Raw genomic sequence first — 22,182 nt, forward strand, 5'->3', positions numbered from 1 at the left:
GGCCCGACGGCGCCGGGCGTGCCACTCTACGGCGTCCGGGAGCCCGCCTCGCGGCGCGCCCCCGGCCCTGATAGACGCCGGGACGTCCCCCCGGGTTGCCCGGGTGCCGGGTGCGCGATGATGGAGGGGTCCCCCTCCGACGTTGCTCCCGGAAAGGCCCCTCCATGGCACCGCGCATCCTGCTGGCCCGGCACGGACAGACCGAGTGGTCGCTGTCCGGCAAGCACACCGGCAGGACCGATGTGCCGCTCCTGGAGGAGGGCCGGCGCGGCGCCAAGCTGCTCGGCGAGCGCCTGCACCGGGCGCCCCTGGACGGCCTGCCCGGCGTCGAGGTGCGCACCAGCCCGCTGGTCCGCGCGCGGGAGACCTGCGAACTCGCGGGCTTCGGCGAGCGCGCCGGCACGTGGGACGCGCTCATGGAGTGGGACTACGGGGCGTATGAGGGCATGACGCCGGACGAGATCCAGGCGGTCCGGCCCGGCTGGCTGATCTGGCGGGACGGGGTCCCGGAGGGCGAGAGCCTGGCCGACGTCACCGCGCGCGCGGACGAGGTGGTGTCGTGGGCGCTGGAGGCGGACCGCGACGTCCTGGTCTTCGCCCACGGACACATCCTGCGCTCCATCGGCGCCCGCTGGCTGGGCCTCCCCCTGGACTTCGCCGCCCGCATCCGCCTCAACCCGACGTCCCTCTCCGTCCTCGGCTGGGCCTACGGCGCTCCGGCCCTCGAATCCTGGAACGACATGGGCCACCTCACCGCCACCGCGGCGGCATGACGACGCCCCACCCCGCCCGCCCTCGCTGAGAGACACCGCTCACGCCCCAGCCCTCCCGCATAGCTGCGGGCCCTCCGCCGCCCCACCCCCTCGCGTAGCTGCGGGCAGTCGCCGTGCCCCCCAGCTGCGGGCATTCCGCCGCCCCCTCGCGTAGCTGCGGGCAAATCGTGCCTCCCCAGTGCCTGAACGGCCTGGGAGGTACCCCCAGGGGCGGCACGGGTGGGCGGCGGGGGTCCCCCCGCTCGAGCGAAGCCGAGAGTGGGGGAGGGGAGGCACCCCGCAGCGCCGGGCCACGCGACGCGCCCCGCCGACACGCACGCCGTGCACTCCCGCAGCGCCGGGCCACACGACCCACCCCCCACCCCGCGCCAGCGCCAAGCACCCTCAACGCCCTCACCGCACCCCAGCCGGTCAGGCGATCCGTGGCAACGCCCCATGCCGATCCAGAAACGCCGACACCCCCGAAGCCCGCCGATGCGGCAGCAGCACCCGCGCCGTCCCCGCCAGCATCGAACGGATCCGCGACGACTGGACCTCCCCCAGCAGGTCCAGCACCCGCATCCCCGCTCCCGCCGCCTCGTCCGGCCGCCCGCCCCGCGCCAGATCGTCCGCCAGCTCCGCCGAGTACAGCGCGAGATTCCGCGTGAAGTGCGGATCCTGAAGTTCCGCCGCCCGGCGCGCATGCCCCGCCGCCCGGGTCCAGTCACCGAGCGTGGACCAGCACTGCGCCTCCAGCCCCTCCAGCTCGGCCTCCCCGTAGAAGCTCATCCACTCGGGGTCGTCCTCCGAGACCCCCCGTGCGAACAGCACCTGCGCCCGTGTCAGCGCCTGCTCGCAGCCGACCCGGTCCGCCAGCCCCGCCCAGCCGCCCGCCTCACGCAGCGCCAGCAGCGACATCAGCCGCGCCGACCCCAGCGACCGGGCGGCACGCTGCGCGGCCTGGGCCGCCCGTACCGCCTCGCGCGGCCGGCCGGCGTCCCGCGCCAGGAACGCCGTGTTGCAGAAGGCGTGTGCCTCCAGGCCCTCGTCCCCGGTCATCCGCGCGGTGGCGAGGGCCTCGGCGTAATGGGAACGCGCGTCGTCGAAGCGTCCCGAGTCGTGGGCGAGCCAGCCCACGGAGATGGCCAGCTCCCCGGCGCCCGCGTAGAGCCGGTCCGCCGTCGTCTGCCGGGTCGCGCCCGCGTCCAGCAGCGCGTACGCGGTGCGCAGCGGGGCCGCCGCGCGACGGTAGAGACCGTCGGCGCCGTGCCGGTCGTCGAGCAGCCGGATCCGGCGGACGGCCTCTTCGAGGGCGCCCGCCTCGCTCCGCCCGGCCCGGCGGGCGCCGCCCGGCGCCGCCATGGCCTCGGTGACGAGCCCCAGCGGGCCCAGCGAGACGGCGGCCACGGTGGCGCCGCCCGTCATGAATGCGCGACGCAGCACGTCGCTCTCCTCGTTGTCGTCGTGCGTGTCGTACGGGTTGTGCGTGTCATACGTCTCATACGGCTCACCCGCTCCACCTGTCTCACCGGCCCCACGCGTCTCACCGGTGGGGCACGGCGGGCGGTCGAGGCACTCCGGCAGCGCGTCCTCGTCCGTGCGCGTCCGGCGTCCGCGTACGGACGACCGGGGCGCGAACCCCAGATCGGTGAGCGTGCGGCCGGGGAACATGTGCAGGAACACCCGCTCGTACGCGTAGTTGGGGCAGCGGATCTCGCCCGCCTCCACGCGGCCGACATAGCGCGCGTCACAGCTGACCCGCTCGCCGATCTCGCGCGCGGCCCGGCGCACCAGCGCCGCGAACTCGGCCGGCGAGCGCTGTCCGCGCAGGCGCCGGAAGGCGAGGTTCGGCCGCGGTGGCCGATCGGGCTGGGCGGAGGTCACCGTTGACGTCGCCATGGCCGGGTCCTCTCGTGCGAACCGTCGAACCACGCCGGTAAAGGTGTGAGTTGCGGGTGATTCTCCCGTTTGCCACCCCGTTGCCGGCGAGCAAGAACGTACCGGCTGTGACGGAGTCGCCACGCGGTGTTTGGCTACAAACCGGATATCTCATCCGGGATCTGCCATGAAGTGCCATCCTTTGCGGCGGACTTGTGCCGTAGCTGTTGACGTTCCGCCGCGTTGAACCCTGTGGACCGGGAGGCCCCCGACTCCCGAGCCGCTCGTCCGAGGAGGAGTTCCGTGGTGGAGGCCGGAATGGAGACCAGCCCGAGCAGCGACCGCGCAGTGGCCTGCGACGCGGGCGGCGACGGTGGCTGCGACCTCGTCACCGTGCCGACGCGGCAGGGCCTGGAGGCCGTCGACATTCTCAGGAGGGGTGCCGGTGAGGCGGTGGGGCGGGTGCTCCACGACCACGGCTGCGACACGCTCGGCTTCCTGGTGCCCCCGGGCACGGCCGCGGCCTGGGACGTGCCCGGCAGCACCTGCACGGAGACCGACGGCCGGGGCATGAGGGTCGACGCGACGCCCGATCTGGCGCCGGAGCCCCCGGTGGAGGGCTCGGACTGGCTGCTGCCGCCCGGCGGCGCGGACCTCGCGACCGACCCCGCCGTCCTGCGGGCCGCGCTGGGGGAGGCCGCCCGGCTGATCGAGGCCGCGGACAGCTGCCGCTGACGCACGTCGCGCGGGTGCGGGGTCCACGCCGCCGGGCGCACGGGCCGCCGGGCGTTCGATAATGGCCCGATGGGAAAGTCCAGGAACGCCCGCCGCGGGCGCGCAGCCGCGGAGACCGTCGCCGAGGACGTCGACGGCGGTCACGCCGAGCTGATACCTGACCGGGAACGGGCGCGGGCCTGGACGCTGCTGATCGACGGCGCCCCGCAGTCGCACGTCGACCTGGACGACCCGGCGTATCTGTCGTTCGAGTACCAGCGCCGCATCGGGCACGTCATCGACCTCGCCGCCCCGCCCGGCAAACCCGTCCGCGCCGTGCACCTCGGCGGCGGCGCCCTCACCCTCGCCCGCTACGTCGCCGCCACCCGCCCCCGCTCCACCCAGCAGGTCGTCGAGCGCGACGCCGCCCTGGTCCAGCTGGTCCGGCGCGAACTGCCCCTCGACCCCGCCGCCCGGATCCGGGTGCGCTCCACCGACGCCCGCGCCGGGCTCGCCAAGGTGCCCGACGGCTGGGCGGACCTGGTCGTCGCGGACGTGTTCAGCGGGGCCCGCACCCCGGCCCATCTGACGTCCACCGAGTTCCTCGACGAGGTGCGCCGCGCGCTCGCACCGGGCGGGGTCTACGTCGCCAACCTCGCCGACGGCCCGCCGCTCGCCCACCTGCGCGGCCAGATCGCCACGGCCGCCGCCCGCTTCCCCGAACTCGCCCTGATCGCCGACCCCGCCGTGCTGCGCGGCAGACGCTTCGGCAACGCTGTCCTCGCCGCCCGCGACCACCCGCTGCCCGTCGCCGAGCTCACCCGCCGGGCCGCCTCCGACCCGCACTCCGCGCGCGTGGAGCACGGCAAGGCGCTGACCGACTTCGCCGGCGGCGCCCAGCCCGTGACGGACGCGGCCGCGGTGGCCTCGCCGGCCCCGCCGGCCTCGGTCTTCCGGTGACCCGGCGGCCCACGGTGACCCGGAGGAAGGCTCAGTAGCTGCCGATCTCCACCCGCGGCGGGCCGTCGTGCCAGGTGCAGAACACCGACACCCGGTCCGCGCCCGAGGTGAACTCCACCCGGATCCACGTCTCCGTCTTCCACACCTGCATCGACCAGCCCGCACCCGGGGTCGCCGACACCAGCGACGCGGACGACGGCCCGAGGTCGAACACCGCGCGCCCGCCGTCGGTCTCGTAGCTGCGGACCCCGCCGGAGGCCGTGGGGGAGGGGGCCGGGGCGGCGGGGGTGGTGGCCGGCGCGGTCCGCGAGGGCGCGGGGCTCGGTGTGCGGGGCGTCCGGCTCGGCGTCGCCGACGGCCGGTCCGGCTCACCGGCCGAGGGGGAAGGGCGCCTCGTGGACGACGCCACCGGCGCCGAGTCCCGCGCGGCCGCGTCCACTGCCGTGACGGGCAGGGCGCGGGGCGCGTCGTAGGCCGTGCCCGCCATCACGGTGTGCACGCCCCACCACGACAGCGTGACCGCCGCGCCGGTGGCGAGCAGCCAGGCGAGTACGTGTACGAGTCCTCTGCGCATCGCGGCCATACTGCCTCACGCGTCCCACACGTGTCGCCCGGACGGGTCGTCCACAGCCGTGCCCGGCCCCGGCCGGAGTTGTCCACAGGCCGGCACCGGCCTCCCCCGCATGGCGTACGGTGCCGCCCATGGCAAGTGTGTTGGTGGTCGAGGACGACCAGTTCGTACGCTCGGCGCTCATCCGGCACCTGACCGACGCCTCGCACCTCGTGCGCAGCGTCGGCACGGCGCTGGAGGCGCTGCGCGAGGTCGCCCATTTCCGGTTCGACGTCGTGATCCTCGACCTCGGACTGCCCGACCTCGACGGCTCGGAGGCGCTGAAGATGCTGCGCGGCATCACCGACGTGCCCGTCATCGTCGCCACCGCACGGGACGACGAGGCGGAGGTCGTCCGGCTGTTGAACGCGGGCGCGGACGACTACCTCACCAAGCCGTTCTCGGTGGAGCACCTGTCGGCCCGCATGGCGGCCGTGCTGCGCCGCGCCCGGGCCGGCGCCGGGGAGGCACCGCCGTCCACCGTCATCCGCGTCGGCGGCCTGACCGTCGACCCGCTGCGCCGCCAGGCCGAACTGGACGGCGAACGGCTCGACCTGACCCGGCGTGAGTTCGACCTGCTCGCCTTCCTCGCCGGCCGCCCCGGCGTGGTCGTCCCCCGCAAGGAGCTCCTCGCCGAGGTCTGGCAGCAGTCGTACGGCGACGACCAGACCATCGACGTCCATCTGTCCTGGCTGCGCCGGAAGCTGGGCGAGACCGCCGCCCGGCCCCGCTATCTGCACACCCTGCGCGGCGTCGGCGTGAAGCTGGAGCCGCCGGCCGCGGAGCCGCCGCGATGAGGTGGGCCCTGGTCAAGGTGTCGCTGGCGGTCACCGCCATGGTCGTGGTCGCCTTCGCCGTGCCGCTCGGACTCGTCATCCGGGAGATGGCCCGGGACCGCGCCTTCTCCAACGCCGAGCGGGAGGCCGCCGCCGTCGCCCCCGCGCTGTCCATCACCACCGACCGGGACCAGCTGGAGCGCGTCGTCGCCTCCGCGGGCTCGGACGCCGGGATGTCCGTGCACATACCGGCGTCCGGCACCGGGGACGCCGGCATCAAGGACACCGGCACCGGCGGTGACAGCGGGGGCGGCACCGTCATCGGCCGGCAGCGCGCCACCGACGAGGACATCGCCGCCGTACGCGCGATGGGACGCGCCTCCACCGCCGGGGTGCCCGGCGGCTCGACACTGCTCCAGCCGGTCGCGCTCAGCTCCGGCGAGATCGCGGTCGTCGAGGTCTACGTCCCCGAGTCCGAGGTCACCAACGGCGTCGGCACGGCCTGGGCGGTGCTCGCCGCGGTCGGTGCCGCGCTGGTCGTCGGCTCGGTCGCCGTCGCCGACCGGCTGGGCGTGCGCATGGTGCGGCCGGCGCAGAAGCTCGTGGAGGGCGCGCACGAGCTGGGAGAGGGCAAGCTGGGCGCCCGCGTGCCCGAGGAGGGCCCGACCGAACTGCGGCTCGCGGCGGTCGCGTTCAACTCCATGGCCGACCAGGTCGTCCAGCTCCTCGCCAACGAAAGGGAACTGGCCGCCGACCTGTCCCACCGGCTGCGCACCCCGCTGACCGTGCTGCGGCTCAACGCGGCCTCGCTCGGCGACGGTCCGGCCGCCGAGCAGACCCGGGCGGCGGTCGAGCAGCTGGAGCGCGAGGTCGACACCATCATCCGCACCGCCCGGGACGCCAAACCGCAGACCGCCGCGGCCGGTCCCGGCGCCGGATGCGACGCGGCCGAGGTGGTCCGCGAGCGGATGGGCTTCTGGTCCGCGCTCGCCGAGGACGAGGGACGCAAGTGGCGGGTGGCCGGCGCCGACCGCCCGGTGCGCATACCCGTGGCCCGTGCCGACCTGGCCGCCGCCCTCGACGCCCTGCTGGGCAACGTCTTCCGGCACACCGCCGAGGGCACCGCCTTCGCGGTCGACCTGCACAACGGCGAGGACGCGGTGATCGTCCTCGTGTCGGACGCGGGCCCCGGCATAGCCGACCCCGAGGCGGCGATGGCCCGCGGCCGGGGCTCGGGCACCGACGGGTCGACCGGGCTCGGCCTGGACATCGTGCGCCGGCTCGCCGAGTCGACGGGCGGGGACGTACGCATCGGCTCGTCCGTGCTCGGCGGGACGGAGGTGCGGATCTGGATCCAGCTGGACGGCCGTACGGCACCCGTGCGGCACGGACACCGGGGCACCGTGCGCCGCCGCCGGCAGCCCCGCCGGGGCTCTCCCTTTAACCGGTCCCGATCCCTTCCTTAAGCGCGCCCTAAGATCCCCGACCCCCGCCCGGAACAGGCACTTTGCCCGGTTCCGCCTCGCTAGCGTGCTGCCGCACCCCGGCCCCGCGCACCCCGCAGGGCCCCCGGAACAGCGAAGGCAGGCACCAGATGAGCAGCACGCACCGGCGCAGGGTCAGTGGCAGGAACAAGGCGATCGGCGCGCTCGTCGCCACCGCCGTGGCCGGCGGCGGCGCGCTGCTGTTCACCAGCACGGCCCAGGCCGCCGGAGTCGGCGCCGCCTACACGAGGACCAGCGCGTGGTCGACGGGCTACACCGCGCAGTACGTCGTCACCAACAACAGCCAGGAGGCGAAGCGGGACTGGACACTGGAGTTCGACCTGCCCGCCGGGGCGACGCTCGGCTCACTGTGGAACGCCGAGCCGAGCGTCAGCGGCCGGCACGTCACCGTGACCGGGCCGAAGTGGGACACGGACGGCCTGAAGGCCGGCGAGTCCGTCACCGTCGGCTTCGTCGTCAACGGCACCCAGGACCCGACCGGTTGCCGCGTCGACGGCACCCGGTGCTCGGCGGACGACGGCGCCACCCCCGAGCCCAGCGGCCGCCCGACCGAGCCCTCGACCCCCACGCCCACGCCGACGGCCACCGCCACCGCCCCCGAGCCGGCCCCGACCCCCACGGCCACCACCCCGGCCCCCACCGGGACCCCCGGCAGCGGCACCGCGACCGGCGCCGGCTTCGCGCCCTACGTCGACACCTCCCTCTACCCGGCCTTCGATCTGGTCGCGAACGCCGAGGCCACCGGCGTGAAGGAGTACAACCTGGCCTTCGTCACCGACGGCGGCGGCTGCACCCCCAAGTGGGGCGGCGTCAGCGACCTTACGAGCGACGCCGTGGCCGGGCAGATAGGCGCCCTGCGCGCCGAGGGCGGCGACGTCCGCGTCTCCTTCGGCGGCGCGGCCGGCTCCGAGCTGGCCACGACCTGCACCTCGGCCGAGACCCTCGCGGCGGCGTACGGCAAGGTCGTGGACGCCTACGGGCTCACCAAGGTCGACTTCGACGTCGAGGGCGGCGCCCTGCCCGACACGGCCGCCAACACCCGCCGCGCCCAGGCCGTCGCCGCCCTGCAGAAGCAGCACCCGGGCCTCGACGTCTCCTTCACCCTGCCCGTGATGCCCGAGGGACTGACCCAGGCCGGCGTCGACCTCCTCGCCGACGCCCGGAAGAACGGCGTGAAGATCGACGCGGTCAACATCATGGCGATGGACTACGGCCCGGCGTACAGCGGCGACATGGGCACCTACGCCGAACAGGCCGCCACCGCCACCCAGGCCCAGATCAAGAGCGTCCTCGGCCTCTCCGACGGCGCGGCCTGGCAGACGGTCGCCGTCACCCCGATGATCGGCGTCAACGACGTCGCGAGCGAGGTCTTCACGGTCGGGGACGCCGCCCAGCTGGTGACGTTCGCCGAGGCCAAGGGCCTGGGCCAGCTGTCCATGTGGTCCGCGACCCGCGACAAGCAGTGCGCGGACGGCGCCAAGCCCCAGGCCGACGCGACGTGCAGCTCCGTCCTCCAGGAGAAGTCGGCCTTCTCGAAGGCCTTCGCCGCCTACAAGTGACCCCGACGGGGCGCGGCACCCCCCGTCGGACTGCCGCGCCCCGCGCCCGTGGTGTCCCGTTGTGCGGGTGCTACTCGGGCGGCGGGAGTGTCCCCGTGCGGGCCGCCCGCGCGTACCAGAGGGCGCTCGCCTTGGGGATGCGCTCCTGCGAGACGTAGTCGACGTAGACCGCGCCGAACCGCTTCTCGTAGCCGTAGGCCCATTCGAAGTTGTCCATCAGGGACCACAGGTAGTACCCGCGCACGTCCGCGCCGTCGTCGAGGGCCCGGCGGACCGCCCGCAGGTGGCCGTCCAGATACGCGACCCGCTCGGGGTCGTGGACCGTGCCGTCGGCGGCGGGCTTGTCGTCGTAGGCGGCGCCGTTTTCAGTGACGTACAGCGGCACTCCGGGGGCCTCCCGGTGGTAGCGCATGATCAGCTCGTGCAGGCCGGTCGGGTCGACGCTCCAGCCCATCGCCGTGCGCTCACCCGGCGGCTGGTGGAACGCCACGTCGTCCGCGGCCGGCCACGGCGAGTGGTCGCTCGTCCCGTGCCCGTCGGCCCGCGGGACGCGCGAGTCCGCGTCGGCCGCGGACACCACGGTGGGCGTGTAGTAGTTGAGGCAGACCGCGTCCAGCGGCTGGCGGATCAGCCCCAGGTCGCCGTCCCGGACGAACGACCAGTCGGTGACGGTCGCCGTCGCCTCCAGCAGGGACTGCGGATAGGCGCCGTGCAGGACCGGGCCGTGGAAGATCCCGCCGGACAGGTCGTCGATCCTCCGGGCCGCCGCCAGGTCCGCCGGACTCTGCGACAGCGGACGTACGACGGACGTGTTGAGGCTGATCGCCACCGAGTTGCGGGCCGGCATCACCGAACGCAGCGCCACCGTGCCCAGGCCGTGCGCCAGGTTCAGATGGTGCGCGGCGCGCAGCGCGGCCGCCGGGTCCGTGCGGCCGGGGGCGTGCACGCCGGAGGCATAGCCCAGGAAGGCCGCGCACCAGGGCTCGTTGAGCGTGATCCACTGCTCCACCCGGTCGCCGAGGGCCTCGCCGACGATCTGCGCGTACTCGGCGAACCGGTACGCCGTCTCCCGCTGCGGCCAGCCGCCCGCGTCCTCCAGCTCCTGCGGCAGGTCCCAGTGGTAGAGGGTGACGGCCGGCCTGATCCCGGCGGCCAGCAGCTCGTCGACCAGACGGCGGTAGAAGTCCAGGCCGCGCTGGACGGCGGGGCCACGGCCGGTCGGCTGCACCCGCGGCCAGGAGACGGAGAAGCGGTAGGCACCCAGTCCCAGCTCCGCCATCAGCGCCACGTCGTCGCGGTAGCGGTGGTAGTGGTCGACGGCGACGTCACCGGTGTCGCCGCCGGCCGTCTTCCCCGGCGTATGGCTGAAGGTGTCCCAGATCGAGGGGGTACGGCCGTCCTCCCGCACCGCGCCCTCGATCTGGTACGCCGAGGTCGCGGCGCCCCAGAGGAAGGAGGGAGGGAAGGAGACGGGTGTCGGTTCTGGCATGGAATCGCTCCCACGAAGTCGGGTGCCTCATTATGCATGGGAGCGCTCCCACAGCAAAACCCCCGTCACGCGGCCGACTTCGGCGGAGCCCTGTCGCACCGGCCCGGCGGACTCCCGCGTGCGGGCGCCGTCCCTCAGGCCGACTCCCGTACCACCAGCCGGGTCGGCAGGACCACGCCCCGGTGCCCGGCGCCACGGTCGGCGATCTCGTCCAGCAGCAGCCTCGCCATGGTGCGGCCCATCTCCTCCAGCGGCTGCCGGACGCTGGTCAGCGGCGGGTCGATGTGCCGGGCCACGATGGAGTCGTCGAACCCGATGACGGCCACGTCGCCCGGCACCCGGCGGCCCGCGGCGCGCAGCTCCAGCACGGCGCCGGAGGCCATCACGTCCGAGGCGGCGAAGACCGCGTCCAGGTCGGGGCGGCGGTCCAGCAGCTCCCGCATGGCCGCGCGTCCGCCCTCCTCGGTGAAGTCGCCGTGCGCCACCAGCTCCTGGGCGGCCGCGGCCCCGGCCTCCCGCAGCGCCTCGCGGTACCCGTCGAGCCGTTCCCGCGCCGCCTCCATGTCGAGCGGCCCGGTGATGGTGCCCACGGCCCGGCGGCCGCTCGCCAGCAGATGCCGGACCGCGCTCTCGGCGCCGCCGCGGTTGTCCGCGCGGACGTGCCCCAGCGGCTCCCGGTCACCGCGCCGGCCGGCCAGCACGGTCGGGATGGCCAGCGCCTCGAGCTGGTCGGGCAGCGTGTCGTCGCTGTGCACCGCCACCATCAGCACCCCGTCCACGCGCTGCCCCGACAGATACGGCGCGAGCCGGGCGTACTCCTTCTCGTCGTGCACCATGACCAGCAGCATCCGCATTCCGGCGTCCGCGAGCCCGGCGCTCACGCCCCGGATGATCTCCGAGAAGTACGGCTCGGAGAACAGCCGGGTCTGCGCGTCGGGGACCACGAGCGCCACGGAGTCGGTGCGCCGGGTGGCGAGGGAGCGGGCGGCCTGGTCGGGGACGTAGCCGAGTTCGGCGATGGCCCGCTCCACGGCCGCGCGCGAACGGTCGCTGACCTTGGGGGAGCCGTTGATGACCCGGGAGACCGTGCCGCGGCCCACGCCGGCGCGCGCGGCCACCGCGTTCAGGGTCGGACGCCGGACGGACGAGGCGGCGGGCCGCTGTTCGGCAGGGCTCATCGTTCACCTTCCGGCTTCGGTGGGGGGACCGGCCTCATTCTCGCCCAGAAAGCGCGAACCCCGGCCGCGCGGCGCCCCCCGAGGTGCCCTCCGACCGGTAACTCGCCCGTGACCTGCGGGAATTCGGCGTCGTGGCGAAGAAATCCGGGCGGTGGGCCCGCGGCGGTGCGACACATTCCCGTGACGCGCGGAACACGCTTGCGCAACAACGCCGTTTTCAAGTCTTGACACCTGGGGCCGCCAGCAACGAGTCTTCGGGGCAAGCCGCGTGGGAGCGGTCCCACGGAGTCCCGGGACCGGCTTCCGTACGGAACGAAGCACCATCGGCCCTTCCCTCCACCTCGCATGGCACACCGTTGACCAGCATCTTCGCACCGCACGCCGCGTTGCTCTGGGCTGGCCGCTGCTCGAACCGAGAGGGCAGGTCCGGACCGTCGAACCCGGCGGTCTGATTCCTGAGGTCCCCGTTCCCACTGGAACAAGGAGTAGTGGAATGCGCATCACCCGAACCGGCGGCGCCCGTGGCCGCAGAGCAGCGGCCCTGACCACGTCGGTCCTGACGGCCTCGGCCCTGCTGCTGACCGCCTGCAGCAGCGACAGTGACTCGGACGCCTCGGAATCCGACGGGAAGATCGTCCTCAAGGTGGCCGACTACGGGCAGTTCGGCTACAAGGAAGCCGGCCTCTTCGAGAAGTACCAGCAGCTTCACCCGAACATCGAGGTGAAGGAGGAGACCACCGCCAACGAGCAGGACTACTACCCGAAGCTCCTTCAGCAGCTGAACTCGGGCAGCGGTCTCGGAGACGTCGTCGGCGTCGAGGTCGCCCGCATCAAGGAGGTCGTGGACACCCAGGCGGACAAGTTCGTCGACCTCAAGGACAGCATCGACACCAGCCAGTGGGTCGACTGGAAGGCCAAGCAGGCCACCAGCAAGGACGGCCAGGTCATCGGCGCCGGCACCGACATCGGTCCGATGTCGCTCTGCTACCGCAGGGACCTCTTCGAGAAGGCGGGCCTGCCCACCGACCGCGAGGAGGTCGCCAAGGCGGTCGCGGGCGGCTGGGAGGACTACATCCAGCTCGGCGAGCAGTACAAGGCGAAGGCGCCCGAGGGCACCTACTTCATGGACTCCGCCAGCGCCATGTTCAACGGTGTCGTCAGCTCCTCCGAGAGCCAGTACTACGACGCCGACGGCAAGGCGATATACAAGGACAGCCCCGCCGTGCAGAAGGGCTGGGACCTCGCCGCCGAGGCCGCGGACAAGAAGCTGAGCCAGGGCCTGCCGCAGTTCCAGGACCCGTGGAAGGCGGCGCTGCGCAAGGGCACCGTGGCCACCGTCGTCTGCCCGGCCTGGATGTCCCTGCAGATCGAGAACTACTCCGGCAACGACTTCGCCGGCAAGTGGGACATCACCCGCGCGCCGGGCGCGACCGCGGCCAACTGGGGCGGCTCCTTCCTGACCGTGCCCAAGAGCGGCAAGCACGTCAAGGAGGCCACCGAGCTGGTCAAGTGGCTGACCGCGCCCGAGCAGCAGGCCGCCGTGTTCAAGGCCGTCGGCGTCTTCCCGTCCAACCAGGGCGCCTACACGCTCGACGACGTGAAGAACGCGAAGCTCGAGTACTTCAACAACGCCCCCGTCGGCCAGATCTACGCCGAGGAGGCCAAGTCCATCCCGGTGGCCGTGCTCGGCCCGAAGGACGGCGTGATCAAGGACACCATCTCCACGCAGATCAACAACATGGAGCAGCGCGGCACCAAGCCCGACAAGGCCTGGGACGCGGCGGTCGAGACGATCGACAAGGCCATCGGCTGACCCGCGCCGGTGCGGGCGGTCCCACCAGCCGCCCCGCACCGCCCGCACCGTGCGCACGGCGGGGGCCGTGGCGGTACGACGGCCCCCGCCCGCAGGCGCGGGTGGCGCCCGCAGCAGACCCTGCCCTCCGCGGCGGGTCTGCTGCGCGGCGTCGCGGCACGGAGGCGGCACGCGCGGCACACCCCGCACCGCCGGGCCGCACACCCCCCGGCCCCTGAACACCCCCCGATCCCTCCGACCGGCACCAGCACCCGCCACCCCCGACCGGCCCGGGTCCCGCACCACACGCGCCGCCGGCTGCCGCGCGGGCCGCTCCCGCCCTCGGCCCGACCTCCCAGGCCCGACCCCAGGCCCGACCTCCCAGGGAAGGACTCCCTCCGTGGCAACGACAACCCCCGCACGGGGTGCCAAGACCCCGCTCACCGGCGGCCCCGGCGCCGCGTCCCGAGAACGCGGACCGTGGCGTTCACGCCTGTGGCGCCTCGACGACAAGGTGTCGCCGTACGCGTACGTCGCCCCCTTCTTCCTCATCTTCGGCGCCTTCGGGCTCTACCCGCTCCTCTACACCGGCTGGATCGCCCTGCACCGGGTGGAGATGACGAGCCTCGACCAGTCCGAGTGGGTCGGCTTCGACAACTTCGCCAAGATCCTCCAGGACTCCGAGTTCTGGACGGCCGTCTCCAACACCTTCGTCATCGGCGTCATCTCGACCGTCCCACAGCTGCTGGTCGCCCTGGGCCTGGCCCACCTGCTCAACTACAAGCTGCGCGCCAGCACCTTCTGGCGAACGGTCATCCTCACCCCGTACGCCACCTCGGTCGCGACCGCGGCGCTCGTCTTCGCCCTGGTGTTCCGGGCCGACGGCGGGCTCCTCAACTGGGTGCTGGGCTTCTTCGGCGCGGGGGACATCGACTGGGGCAACGGCCACTGGACGTCGAAGATCGCCATCTCGATCATCGTGATCTGGCGCTGGACCGGCTACAACGCCCTGATCTACCTGGCCGCGATGCAGGCCGTGCCGACCGACCTGTACGAGGCCGCGTCGATCGACGGCGCATCGCGCTGGCAGCAGTTCCGCAAGGTGACCATCCCCGCGCTGCGGCCGACGATCCTGTTCACCATCGTCATCTCGACGATCGGCTCCATGCAGCTGTTCGGTGAGCCGCTGCTGCTGCAGGGCGGCACGCTCGGCGCCGTCGGCGGCAGCGAGCACCAGTACGAGACGCTCAGCATCTACCTCTACAACTACGGCTGGAAGCTCCAGCATCTCGGCCCGGCCGCGGCCGTGGCCTGGGCCATGCTCGTCCTGCTGCTGCTCATCGCCCTGATCAACTGGATCGTCAGCCGGTTCGTGCGCAAGAGCGCGGCCTGACGGGAGCGACAACGATGACCACGACAAGTACTCCCTACAAGACCGCCCCGGACCCGTCCCCGGTGTCCGAGGTCCTCGGCTCGGGCGGTGGCCGGGGCCGCCGTCTGCGGATCGGCGCCGGCCAGCAGCTCAAGGGCGGCCCCCTCACCTACCTCGCGCTGATCGTCGTCGGCGTGGGTTCCCTGTTCCCCCTGTACTGGACGCTGGTGGCCGCCTCGCACGACCAGCAGCGGGTCCTCGACACCCCGCCGCCGTTCCTGCCCGGCGGCAGGCTGTTCAGCAACCTCGAAGCGGCCTGGGAGCAGGCCAACCTCGGCAAGGCCATCGTCAACAGCGCCATCGTGGCCGGCTCCATCACCGCGGCCACGCTGTTCTTCTGCACGCTGGCCGGCTACGCCTTCGCCAAGATGCGCTTCCGCGGCCGGAACGTGCTGATGACCGCGGTCATCGCCACCCTCACCATCCCGCCGCAGCTCAGCGTGGTGCCGCTGTTCATGATGATGTCGGACATCGGCTGGAGCGGAGAGCTGGAGTCGGTGATCTTCCCGACCCTGGTCGGCGCCTTCGGTGTCTTCTTCATGCGCCAGTACCTCATCGAGGCCCTGCCGTACGAACTCATCGAGGCGGCCAAGGTGGACGGGGCGAACAACCTCCGCATCGTGTGGAACGTCGTCCTGCCCGCCGCCCGGCCCGCGATGATGGTGCTCGGCATGCTCACCTTCGTCCAGGCGTGGAACGACTTCTTCTGGCCCTTCCTCGCGCTGAACCAGGAGAACCCCACCATCCAGGTCGCGCTCGGCCAGCTCAGCGCCTCCTACACCCCCGACCAGAGCATCGTCATGGCCGGCGCGCTGATCAGCACCCTGCCGCTGCTGGTGGTCTTCGTCGTCTTCGGCAAGCAGATCGTCGGCGGCATCATGGCGGGCGCCGTCAAGGGCTGACCCCCGGTCCGACCGTCCGACCCGTCGCCGCCCTCCGCCTCACCCTCCTCCGCCCGGCAGGGCACGGCCCGCACCCGGGCCCTGCCGGCCCCCGGGGCGCCCACCCGCGTGCCCGCCCCCACCGCCTTCCCGCCCCGCCGGGCCGCACCGCCCGGCACCTCCTCACGCCATTTGGGAGCGTCCTCACGATGACCGCCGTACGACCCGAGACCCCCGCCCAGCCGGCCACCACCGGCTCCTTCCCGACGGGCTTCGTCTGGGGCGCCGCCACCGCCGCCTACCAGGTGGAGGGCGCCGCCGCCGAGGACGGCCGCACCCCGTCCATCTGGGACACCTTCAGCCACACCCCCGGCAAGGTCCGCAACGGCGACACCGGGGACATCGCCGCCGACCACTACCACCGCTACCGCGACGACGTGGCGCTGATGAAGGACCTCGGGCTGAAGGCGTACCGCTTCTCCGTCTCCTGGTCCCGGGTCCAGCCCACCGGCCGCGGTCCCGCCGTCGAACGCGGCCTGGACTTCTACCGCCGCCTCACCGACGAACTCCTCGAGGCCGGCATCACCCCCGTCGCCACCCTCTACCACTGGGACCTGCCCCAGGAGCTGGAGGACGCCGGCGGCTGGCCGCAGCGCGACACCGCCGACCGCTTCGCCGAGTACGCCGCGCTCATGGCCCGCGCCCTCGGCGACCGCGTCGGTGTGTGGACCACCCTCAACGAGCCCTGGTGCAGCGCCTTCCTGGGCTACGGCTCCGGCGTGCACGCCCCCGGCCGCACCGACCCGGCGGCGACCCTGCGCGCCGCCCACCACCTCAACCTCGCCCACGGCAAGGCGGTCGGCGTGCTGCGGGAGGCCCTGCCACAGGCCGCGCAGACGTCCATCACCCTCAACCTGCACCAGGTGCGCCCCCTCACCGACGCCCCCGAGGACGCCGAGGCGGCCCGCCGCATCGACGCGGTCGGCAACCGGATCTTCACCGGCCCCCTCCTCGACGGCGCCTACCCCGAGGACCTGATCGCCGACACCGCGCACCTCGTCGACTGGAACGAGCTGGTCAGGGACGGCGACCTGGCGGAGATCTCCCGCCCGATCGACGTGCTCGGCGTCAACTACTACTCGCCGACCGTGGTCTCCCGGCCCGCCGACGGCGCGGCCACCACCAAGAACGACGGCCACGGAGCGAGCGACCACTCGCCGTGGACCGGCTCCGAGGACGTCGCCTTCCACCTCGCCAACGACGACCTCACCGCGATGAACTGGGCCATCGACGCGAACGGCCTGCACACCCTCCTCACCGGCCTCGCGGAGTCGCACCCCGGCCTGCCCCTCATGGTCACCGAGAACGGCGCCGCCTTCGACGACTACGTCTCCCCCGAGGGCCGGGTGAACGACCCGCAGCGCATCGACTACCTCCACTCCCACCTGGACGCCGTGCGCCGGGCGATCGCCGACGGCGCGGACGTCCGCGGCTACTTCCTGTGGTCCCTGCTGGACAACTTCGAGTGGTCCTACGGCTATTCGAAGCGCTTCGGCGCCGTCTACGTCGACTACGCCTCCCAGCGCCGCATCCCCAAGGCGAGCGCCCACTGGTACGCCGACGTGATCCGGCGCAACGCGCTGCCCGCCGACGGCGCCCTCGGCTGAGCCCCGCCGCACCCGCACCCACGAGGGCGCGACCGTACCCGGTCGTGCCCTCGTGGTCCTCCGCCGGCACGGAGGGGGGAATTCCGCCGCCCGCGAGGCACGATGGGGTCGGGGAGGCACGGGCCGGGGCTGTTAGATTCCTGGCCGGACAGCTGCGAGGGAAGGGCGACGACCATGGCGGTCAACGGTGGGCGGAGCCGGGGCGCCAGACGCCCGACCCTGGAGGAGGTGGCCGCCCGGGCCGGCGTCGGCCGCGGCACGGTCTCCAGGGTGATCAACGGCTCGCCCCGGGTCAGCGACACCACACGGGCGGCCGTCGAGGCGGCCGTCGCGGAACTCGGCTACGTCCCGAACACCGCCGCCCGCGCGCTCGCCGCCAACCGCACCGACGCGATCGCCCTCGTCGTTCCCGAGCCCGAGACCCGGTTCTTCGCCGAGCCCTACTTCTCGGACATGCTGCGCGGTGTCGGCGCGGAGATCACCGACACCGAGATGCAGCTGCTGCTGATCTTCGCGGGCAGCGACCGGGAGCGGCAGCGGCTCGCCCAGTACCTGGCCGCGCACCGGGTGGACGGCGTCCTGCTGGTCTCGGTGCACGCCGACGACCCGCTGCCCGACATGCTGACCCAGCTGGAGATCCCCGCGGTGATCAGCGGCCCGCGCTCCGCCGCGGAGACGCTGGCGTCCGTGGACTCCGACAACTACGGCGGCGCCCGCTCGGCCGTCGAGCACCTCATGTCCCGGGGCCGCCGCCGCATCGCCCACATCACCGGCCACCTCGACGTCTACGGCGCCCAGCGGCGCGTCGACGGCTACCGCGACGCCCTGCGCGACGGCGGGCTCGACGCCGTGGACGAGCTGATCGAGCCGGGGGACTTCACCGAGGAGGGCGGCCGGCACGCGATGAGGGAGCTGCTGCGCCGCCGCCCCGACCTTGACGCGGTCTTCGCCGCCTCGGACGTGACGGCGGCCGGTGCCCGCCAGGCGCTGCGCGAGGCGGGCCGGCGCATCCCGGACGACGTGGCGCTGGTCGGCTACGACGACTCGGCCATCGCCCGCCACCTGGACCCGCCGCTGACCAGCGTCCGGCAGCCGATCGAGGAGATGGGCCGCGCGATGATCGACCTGCTGCTGACCGAGATCGCGGACCGCCGTCCGGCGGGGGCACGGGGGCGGGAGCGGCACCAGGTGGTGCTGGCGACGGAGCTGGTCGAGCGCGCGTCGTCGTGAGCGGTGCGGTGTGGGGCGGTGCGGGGCCGCCCCACACCGCACCGCGTCGCCCAACGCAATCAGCCGGTGACCTTCTTCCGAAGGTCACCGGCTGATGACTCAGGGTGAGTGACGGGACTTGAACCCGCGGCATCCTGGACCACAACCAGGTGCTCTACCAGCTGAGCTACACCCACCATGGCCGGTAGTCGGAACCTTTTGCGGGGTTCCCCGACCGGCTGAGAAAAAGTGTACAGGGTCCGAAGGGGTGCTCGCGCCCGCCTTTCGCGGCGCCCCTACCGGGCGGTCACGACATGCTTCGCGGCGATCGCCTTCGCGGTCTCGGAGTCGGGGCCGGGCTGCGGGACGAAGACGGCCTCGCGGTAGTAGCGCAGCTCGGCGATGGACTCGCGGATGTCGGCGAGGGCGCGGTGGTTGCCGTTCTTCTCGGGACTGTTGAAGTAGGCCCGCGGGTACCAGCGCCGGGCCAGCTCCTTGATCGAGGAGACGTCCACGATCCGGTAGTGGAGGTAGTCCTCCAGCGTCGGCATGTCCCGCAGCAGGAAGCCCCGGTCGGTGCCGACGGAGTTGCCGCACAGGGGGGCCTTGCCGGGCTCCTTCACGTGCTCCCGCACGTACGCCATGACCTGCGCCTCGGCGTCCTCCAGCGTCGTGCCGCCGTCGAGCTCGGCGAGCAGGCCGGACGCGGTGTGCATCTCGCGCACCACCTCCGGCATCGTCTCCAGGGCCCGCGCCGGTGGGCGGATGACGATGTCCACGCCCTCGCCGAGGATGTTCAGCTCCGAGTCGGTGACGAGGGCGGCCACCTCGATGAGCGCGTCGTCGGACAGCGAGAGGCCGGTCATCTCGCAGTCGATCCACACCATGCGATCGTTCATGCGGCCACTGTACGGGGGGCGCCTGTTCAAGGGGCCCCCGGCGTCGGTGCGGGCATCACGGGGATGCCGCCCCCGGGCCCCCGCGTCGGCCCGGACGGCCCCGCCCTCGAACGCCGGACGGGGTGTATGCCCGTCCGGCGTCTCAAGGTCGTCTCACGGTGCGCTGCGTTGTCCCGGCAGGATGGCCGCGGCGGCCGGGACCGGGGTGCGGCGGGACTGGAACGGGACCTGGTTCTCCGCCGGCACGGGGGACGGCTGCTGGCCGCCCTCGTGCGGAGCGAGGGACCTGGACGCTCCCGCCGGGACGCCCTCCGCGTCCACCGGCCGGTCGCCCTGCGGGCGGCGGGCCCGGTAGGCGGCCCGGTAGGCGGCCGGGGAGGAGCCCAGCTGGCGGCGGAAGTGGCCGCGCAGCGCCACCGGCGAACGGAAGCCGCAGCGGCCCGCGACCTCGTCCACCGAGTAGTCGGACGTCTCCAGGAGCCGCTGCGCCTGGAGGACCCGCTGGGTGATCAGCCACTGCAGCGGGGCGCTGCCCGTCAGCGAGCGGAAGCGGCGGTCGAAGGTGCGCCGGCTCATGTACGCGCGGGCGGCCAGCGTCTCCACGTCGAACTGCTCGTGGAGGTGCTCCAGCGCCCAGGCGACGACCTCGGCGAGCGGGTCGGCGCCGATCTCCTCCGGTAAAGACCGGTCGAGGTAGCGCTCCTGGCCGCCGCTGCGGCGCGGCGGGACCACCAGGCGGCGGGCCAGCGCGCCGGCCGCCTCGTTGCCGTGGTCCGTGCGCACGATGTGCAGGCACAGGTCGATCCCGGCCGCGGTGCCCGCGGACGTCAGGACGTCGCCGTCGTCCACGAACAGCTCGCGCGGGTCGACGTGCACCGACGGATAGCGCTTGGCCAGCGTCGGCGCGTACATCCAGTGGGTCGTGGCGGGGCGGCCGTCCAGCAGGCCCGCCGCCGCCAGCACGAAGGCACCGGTGCACAGGCCGACGATGCGGGCGCCCTCCTCGTGCGCCCGGCGCAGGGCCTCGAGCGCCTCCTCCGGTGGCGGTGAGGTGATCGAACGCCAGGCGGGCACGACGACCGTGCCGGCCCGTGAGATCGCCTCCAGGCCCTGCGGCGCGGTGAGTTCGAGACCCCCCGTGGTCCGCAGGGGGCCGTCCTCGCCGGCGCACACCAGCAGTCGGTAGCGCGGCACGCCGGCGTCCTGGCGGTCGATGCCGAACACCGACAACGGTATGGAACTCTCGAAGATGGGACCGCCGCTGAACAGCAGTACCGCGACGATCTCCTTGCGGCGTCGCCCGGAGAGCTTCCGGGCCGCGGTTTCCGGTGCGGCGGTGGAGTCGTGGCTCATCCCGCTAAGCCCCCCTCGGTGGTCGCGGCGCCCTCAACCTTTCGGGTCTGTCGCTCCAACACGTTTCCCCTCGGTCCTGCACGAGTCCCCCGCCGTAGACAGTCAAGATCGAATCTACTGCGTCCTGTCGTACCGAGGTGGCCGGTTCGGCACTTGGGACATTGTCGACATGGCAACTTGGCGTGAAGCAGTCGATCACGAAGCGTCGCACTCCGGGAGTCCACAGGGAAGTGCGCCTTGTCGCGGTGGCCAATCCGCATAGGGTCCGCGGGGCCCCGCGGACCCTGTCCGTGCAGGTGGAACGGGGGTTGGGGGGTGGTTCGGGCAGGGGTTTCCGGCCCTGCAGAAGTTGGCTGAAAAGAAGCGTCGGCGTGCGCGGAAACCGGTCAACCGACCGGTGTGTTCTCCCCGGACCGGCCGGCCCTCTCGCGCAGCAGCTCCGCGCCGCGCTCCGAACGGCGCAGCAGCAGGCGGCAGGCCCCGGTGAGGGCGGCCAGTCCCACGGCGGTACCGGCCGCACCGGCCAGGGAGGTGCCGTACCAGAGGAGCACGACCGGGACGAGGGCGCAGCTGAACGCCGCCCACCGGACCAGATCGGTGACACCGTCCCGCGACGGCGCCGCCGGCCCGGGGGCGCCCGACGGCGGCTGGGCGGGCTGGTGCGGTCCGGACATGCGGGCTCCCTGGGGCTGGCTCACGGAGATCAACGTCCGTCCGGGCGGTCGGTCACGACGGGGCGCGCGGCCGGGCACACAGGCAGTTGAATCCCGTGCAAACCGCCTGTACAACGCAGCAACCATTGCGTTACGGGCGTCCCCTCGGGCATGCTCCGGGGGACCCGCGGGGGACCCTTCGCGGGATCTGGGCGAAGGAGGAGTGCCGCCGTACCCTTGGGGGTATGGGGTTGGGAAGACCATTCCCGGACACAGCTCCGCCGCACACTGTTGCCCCCCATAGAGGATATAAACGCCGAGACAGCCATGGCCGGTCACGAATTCTTCGAACCCGCGGACCGCAAGCGGCCCGTCGCCGAACCTACGGCGGCCGAGCCCCTGGCGGCCGAAGAGCCACGCCAGTCGTGCGATCCCGCCTTCAAGCACGGCGTCGTCGTCGGCTTCGACGGCTCCACCTCCAGTGAACGCGCTCTCGCGTACGCCATCGGCATGGCGCGCCGGCTCGGCTCGGGCCTGGTCATCGTGCACGTCGCCAACCGGCTGCCCACCACGGTGTGGGCGGGCTGCGAGCCGCCCGTCTTCGTGGACGTGCCGGACCACCGCACCGAGGTGCTGGGCCTGGAGCTGGCGTGCGCGGACTATCTGACCGAGGTGCCCTGGATCCTGGTCGAGCGGGGCGGCGACATCTGCCACGAACTCGAGGAAGTGGGGCGGGAGTACGAGGCGGACGCCATCGTCGTCGGCTCCAGCCACGGCCTCGTGGGCCGGCTCTTCGGCTCCGTGGCGGGACGCCTCGCCAAGCGGGCGCAGCGGCCCGTGGTGGTCATCCCGTAAGCATGCCGAAGGGGGCGCGG

19 protein-coding genes and 1 tRNA gene are annotated in these 22,182 nt (G+C 73.2%); 12 read left to right on the plus strand and 8 right to left on the minus strand.

Annotated elements, in window-relative coordinates; all coding sequences use genetic code 11:
* Window positions 1–164: 164 nt before the first annotated feature.
* Entirely contained in the window at window positions 165–773 is a 609-nt protein-coding gene (locus AB0E77_RS08045) for a histidine phosphatase family protein (protein ID WP_361567201.1), read from the plus strand.
* A gap of 411 nt (window positions 774–1,184) precedes the next feature.
* Here the strand turns inward: AB0E77_RS08045 and AB0E77_RS08050 are convergent, their stop codons facing one another.
* On the minus strand, window positions 1,185–2,651 hold the full coding sequence (locus tag AB0E77_RS08050; protein ID WP_361567204.1) for a hypothetical protein: 1,467 nt from the start codon (window positions 2,649–2,651) through the stop codon (window positions 1,185–1,187).
* 297 nt (window positions 2,652–2,948) lie between these two features.
* Here AB0E77_RS08050 and AB0E77_RS08055 point away from each other — a divergent pair, with 297 nt between their 5' ends.
* Entirely contained in the window at window positions 2,949–3,365 is a 417-nt protein-coding gene (locus tag AB0E77_RS08055) for a hypothetical protein (RefSeq protein WP_361567518.1), read from the plus strand.
* A 69-nt stretch (window positions 3,366–3,434) separates the two neighbouring features.
* Complete coding sequence (locus tag AB0E77_RS08060) at window positions 3,435–4,304, plus strand: fused MFS/spermidine synthase (protein ID WP_361567207.1); 870 nt, start codon at window positions 3,435–3,437, stop codon at window positions 4,302–4,304.
* 31 nt (window positions 4,305–4,335) lie between these two features.
* Here AB0E77_RS08060 and AB0E77_RS08065 read toward each other — a convergent pair whose 3' ends face one another.
* Window positions 4,336–4,878 carry a hypothetical protein gene (locus AB0E77_RS08065; RefSeq protein WP_361567210.1) on the minus strand — a complete coding sequence of 181 codons (543 nt, stop codon included), beginning with the start codon at window positions 4,876–4,878 and terminating at the stop codon, window positions 4,336–4,338.
* A gap of 128 nt (window positions 4,879–5,006) precedes the next feature.
* Here AB0E77_RS08065 and AB0E77_RS08070 point away from each other — a divergent pair, with 128 nt between their 5' ends.
* From AB0E77_RS08070 to AB0E77_RS08080, 3 genes are all read left to right on the plus strand, one after another.
* Window positions 5,007–5,711, plus strand: coding sequence for a response regulator transcription factor (locus AB0E77_RS08070; protein WP_361567212.1), 705 nt, complete (start codon window positions 5,007–5,009; stop codon window positions 5,709–5,711).
* Window positions 5,708–7,156 (plus strand): HAMP domain-containing sensor histidine kinase, encoded by a 1,449-nt coding sequence (locus tag AB0E77_RS08075; RefSeq protein WP_361567215.1) that lies wholly within the window; start codon window positions 5,708–5,710, stop codon window positions 7,154–7,156. The genes AB0E77_RS08070 and AB0E77_RS08075 overlap by 4 nt, the downstream gene beginning before the upstream one ends.
* A gap of 128 nt (window positions 7,157–7,284) precedes the next feature.
* Window positions 7,285–8,754, plus strand: coding sequence for a cellulose binding domain-containing protein (locus tag AB0E77_RS08080; RefSeq protein WP_361567218.1), 1,470 nt, complete (start codon window positions 7,285–7,287; stop codon window positions 8,752–8,754).
* A 70-nt stretch (window positions 8,755–8,824) separates the two neighbouring features.
* Here the strand turns inward: AB0E77_RS08080 and AB0E77_RS08085 are convergent, their stop codons facing one another.
* Both AB0E77_RS08085 and AB0E77_RS08090 read right to left on the minus strand, forming a co-directional pair.
* Entirely contained in the window at window positions 8,825–10,243 is a 1,419-nt protein-coding gene (locus tag AB0E77_RS08085) for a GH1 family beta-glucosidase (protein WP_361567221.1), read from the minus strand.
* Window positions 10,244–10,377: 134 nt separating this feature from the next.
* Window positions 10,378–11,421 carry a LacI family DNA-binding transcriptional regulator gene (locus tag AB0E77_RS08090; protein ID WP_361567224.1) on the minus strand — a complete coding sequence of 348 codons (1,044 nt, stop codon included), beginning with the start codon at window positions 11,419–11,421 and terminating at the stop codon, window positions 10,378–10,380.
* 493 nt (window positions 11,422–11,914) lie between these two features.
* On the opposite strand from AB0E77_RS08090, the gene AB0E77_RS08095 reads away from it, so the two are divergent.
* The 5 genes from AB0E77_RS08095 to AB0E77_RS08115 all read left to right on the plus strand — a co-directional run bounded on the left by AB0E77_RS08095 (window position 11,915) and on the right by AB0E77_RS08115 (window position 18,423).
* Entirely contained in the window at window positions 11,915–13,234 is a 1,320-nt protein-coding gene (locus tag AB0E77_RS08095) for an extracellular solute-binding protein (RefSeq protein WP_361567226.1), read from the plus strand.
* Between the two features lie 472 nt (window positions 13,235–13,706).
* The gene (locus AB0E77_RS08100) at window positions 13,707–14,606 is read left to right on the plus strand and encodes a sugar ABC transporter permease (protein WP_361567520.1); all 900 of its coding nucleotides are present in this window, start codon (window positions 13,707–13,709) and stop codon (window positions 14,604–14,606) included.
* A gap of 14 nt (window positions 14,607–14,620) precedes the next feature.
* A complete protein-coding gene (locus AB0E77_RS08105; RefSeq protein ID WP_361567229.1) occupies window positions 14,621–15,547 on the plus strand; it encodes a carbohydrate ABC transporter permease in 927 nt (308 codons plus the stop codon).
* A gap of 188 nt (window positions 15,548–15,735) precedes the next feature.
* Window positions 15,736–17,193 carry a GH1 family beta-glucosidase gene (locus tag AB0E77_RS08110; RefSeq protein WP_361567231.1) on the plus strand — a complete coding sequence of 486 codons (1,458 nt, stop codon included), beginning with the start codon at window positions 15,736–15,738 and terminating at the stop codon, window positions 17,191–17,193.
* Window positions 17,194–17,367: 174 nt separating this feature from the next.
* Window positions 17,368–18,423, plus strand: a complete 1,056-nt coding sequence (locus AB0E77_RS08115; RefSeq protein WP_361567234.1) for a LacI family DNA-binding transcriptional regulator — start codon at window positions 17,368–17,370, stop codon at window positions 18,421–18,423.
* Between the two features lie 103 nt (window positions 18,424–18,526).
* Here AB0E77_RS08115 and AB0E77_RS08120 read toward each other — a convergent pair.
* The 4 genes from AB0E77_RS08120 to AB0E77_RS08135 form a co-directional block, all read right to left on the minus strand.
* Window positions 18,527–18,599, minus strand: a tRNA-His gene (locus AB0E77_RS08120).
* A gap of 99 nt (window positions 18,600–18,698) precedes the next feature.
* Window positions 18,699–19,301 carry an oligoribonuclease gene (gene orn, locus AB0E77_RS08125; RefSeq protein WP_361567237.1) on the minus strand — a complete coding sequence of 201 codons (603 nt, stop codon included), beginning with the start codon at window positions 19,299–19,301 and terminating at the stop codon, window positions 18,699–18,701.
* Between the two features lie 153 nt (window positions 19,302–19,454).
* Window positions 19,455–20,654: a helix-turn-helix domain-containing protein gene (locus AB0E77_RS08130; RefSeq protein ID WP_361567240.1), complete on the minus strand. Its 1,200-nt coding sequence runs from the start codon at window positions 20,652–20,654 to the stop codon at window positions 19,455–19,457.
* Between the two features lie 386 nt (window positions 20,655–21,040).
* Window positions 21,041–21,328, minus strand: coding sequence for a hypothetical protein (locus AB0E77_RS08135; RefSeq protein WP_361567242.1), 288 nt, complete (start codon window positions 21,326–21,328; stop codon window positions 21,041–21,043).
* A 306-nt stretch (window positions 21,329–21,634) separates the two neighbouring features.
* Here AB0E77_RS08135 and AB0E77_RS08140 point away from each other — a divergent pair, with 306 nt between their 5' ends.
* Window positions 21,635–22,162 (plus strand): universal stress protein, encoded by a 528-nt coding sequence (locus AB0E77_RS08140; RefSeq protein ID WP_073723318.1) that lies wholly within the window; start codon window positions 21,635–21,637, stop codon window positions 22,160–22,162.
* Window positions 22,163–22,182 lie beyond the last annotated feature (20 nt).

It is taken from the genome of Streptomyces sp. NPDC032940, from assembly GCF_040636935.1.
Classification (GTDB): Bacteria; Actinomycetota; Actinomycetes; order Streptomycetales; family Streptomycetaceae; genus Streptomyces.